The following is a 2,005-nucleotide window of genomic DNA, read 5'->3' as shown; positions in this document are numbered from 1 at the left end:
CGGACGAGCAGGCGCGCGCCGCCCTCGCACCGCTGGGCACCGGCCGCAGCAAGACCGCCGGCCTGATCCGCCGGCTGCTCGCCCACCCGGCCACCGGCACCGGCCGGCCGGAGCCGGCGGCGGTCGCGGCCCTCACCGCCCGCCTGGAACGGGCCCGCCGCTGAGCGCCGCCGGTCAGATGTGCGGGCTGCGGCGCTCGATGAACACCACGTCGCGCCAGCGGTTGCCGAAGTTGCGGTGCCGGCCGATGCGCTCGCGGACGCCGACCTCCCGGAAGCCCGCGGCGCGGTGGACGGCGAGGCTGGCGGTGTTCTCCGGGAAGACCCCGGACTGGATGGTCCAGATCCCGGCCGCCTCGGTCGAGGCGATCAGCGCGTCGAGCAGTGCCCGGCCGACGCCGCGGCGCTGGGCGGCCGGATCGACGTACACCGAGTGCTCGACCACGCCCGCGTAGACGGCCCGGGCCGACACGGCGGAGACCGCGACCCAGCCGAGCACCGCGCCGGCGCTGTCGACCGCGACGAACCGGTGGCCGGGCAGCTTCGCCGCGTCGAACGCCGCCCAGTCCGGTGCGCTGGGCTCGAATCCGGCGTTGCCGGTGTCCAGGCCGGTCTGGTAGATCGCGAGCACCCGGCCGGCGTCGGCGGCCCGCATCGGCCGCACCGTCACCAGGGTCATGCGCAGCCTCCGGTGGGTGTGAACGCCGACTGCCGATCAAACTACCGTGACGGCGACGACGAAAGGACGGCCATGCTGATCGATCTCCCCCTCGACGAGCTCCTGGCGTACCGGAGTTCCCAGGTCGAGCCGCCGGACCTCGACGACTTCTGGGCCGGCACGCTGGCCGAGGCCGCCGGGCACGACATCGGCGTGCGCACGCGGCGGGTCGCCACCGGGCTCACCACCATCGACACCTACGACGTGACCTTCCGCGGCTACGCCGGCCAGGACGTCCGCGCCTGGCTGCGGCTGCCCGCCGGGCACGCCGGCGCGCTGCCGGCGGTGGTGCAGTACGTGGGCTACGGCGGCGGTCGCGGGCACGCGTGCGAGAACCTGCTGTGGGCCTCGGCCGGCTTCGCGCACCTGCAGATGGACACCCGGGGTCAGGGCTCCGGGTGGAGCGTGGGAGACACCCCGGACCCGGCGCCGGCCGGACCGCAGGTGCCGGGCGTGATGACCCGCGGCATCCTGGATCCGGCTGGCTACTACTACCGGCGCCTCTACACCGACGCGGTGCGCGCGGTGGACGCCGCCCGGTCGCTGCCGCAGGTCGATCCGGACCGCGTCGCCGTGCTCGGCGGCAGCCAGGGCGGCGGCCTCGCGCTCGCCGTCGCGGGGCTGCGCGCCGATCTCGCGGCGGCCGTCGCGTTCGTGCCGTTCCTGTGCGACTTCCCGCGCGCCACCCGGATCACCGACGCGTACCCGTACCGGGAGATCGCCGACTACCTCAAGATCCACCGGGAGAGCGTCGAGCGGGTGCACCGCACGCTCGGATACTTCGACTGCGTCAATCTCGCCCGTCGCGCGGACGCCCCGGCGCTGTTCTCCGCGGCGCTCATGGACGCGACCTGCCCGCCGTCCACCGTGTACGGCGCCTTCCACGAGTACGCCGGCCCGCGCCAGATGCTGCTGTGGGAGTACAACGGCCACGAGGGCGGCGGCATCCTGGACGAGGTCCGCGCGCTGGAGTTCCTGCGTGAGCGCCTGATCGGTCATTGACATACGTCTCTGCGGGTGCGGACTATGGGAGCGCTCCCAAACATTGCACTCCTCACCCATGGAGACAGCCGTGCATCACAGCGTCCTTCGGCGCGCCCTCGCGAGCACCGTTCTGCTCGCGGCGGTCACCGCCGCCACCGCCGCGCCGCCCGGCGCGTACGCCGCTCCCGCCTCGGCGGCGGGGGCCGCCCCCCCCCCCCCCCCCCCCCGCCGGGCCCCGCCGGCCGGGCGGCGCCCCGCGCGGCGCGCCCCCCCGCGCCGGTGCGCACGCCCCAGGGTGGCCGCC

2 protein-coding genes are annotated in these 2,005 nt (G+C 75.7%); one reads left to right on the top strand and one right to left on the bottom strand.

Features of this window, described 5'->3' with window-relative positions; translation table 11 throughout:
* Window positions 1-174 precede the first annotated feature (174 nt).
* On the bottom strand, window positions 175-678 hold the full coding sequence (locus AB0F10_RS45385) for an N-acetyltransferase family protein (protein ID WP_360640795.1): 504 nt from the start codon (window positions 676-678) through the stop codon (window positions 175-177).
* Between the two features lie 72 nt (window positions 679-750).
* On the opposite strand from AB0F10_RS45385, the gene AB0F10_RS45380 reads away from it, so the two are divergent.
* Entirely contained in the window at window positions 751-1,719 is a 969-nt protein-coding gene (locus AB0F10_RS45380; protein WP_360640793.1) for an acetylxylan esterase, read from the top strand.
* Window positions 1,720-2,005: the final 286 nt, after the last annotated feature.

The sequence above is a fragment of the Actinoplanes sp. NPDC026623 genome (genome assembly GCF_040638275.1).
GTDB lineage: Bacteria > Actinomycetota > Actinomycetes > Mycobacteriales > Micromonosporaceae > Actinoplanes.
The sequence above is the reverse complement of the archived record's forward strand: the minus strand, read 5'-3'. Positions and strand labels throughout refer to the sequence as shown.

Coding starts and splice junctions, on each gene's coding strand:
- AB0F10_RS45385 (WP_360640795.1), bottom strand. CDS start 678: ATGACCCTGGTGACGGTGCGGCCGATGCGGGCCGCCGACGCCGGCCGG.
- AB0F10_RS45380 (WP_360640793.1), top strand. CDS start 751: ATGCTGATCGATCTCCCCCTCGACGAGCTCCTGGCGTACCGGAGTTCC.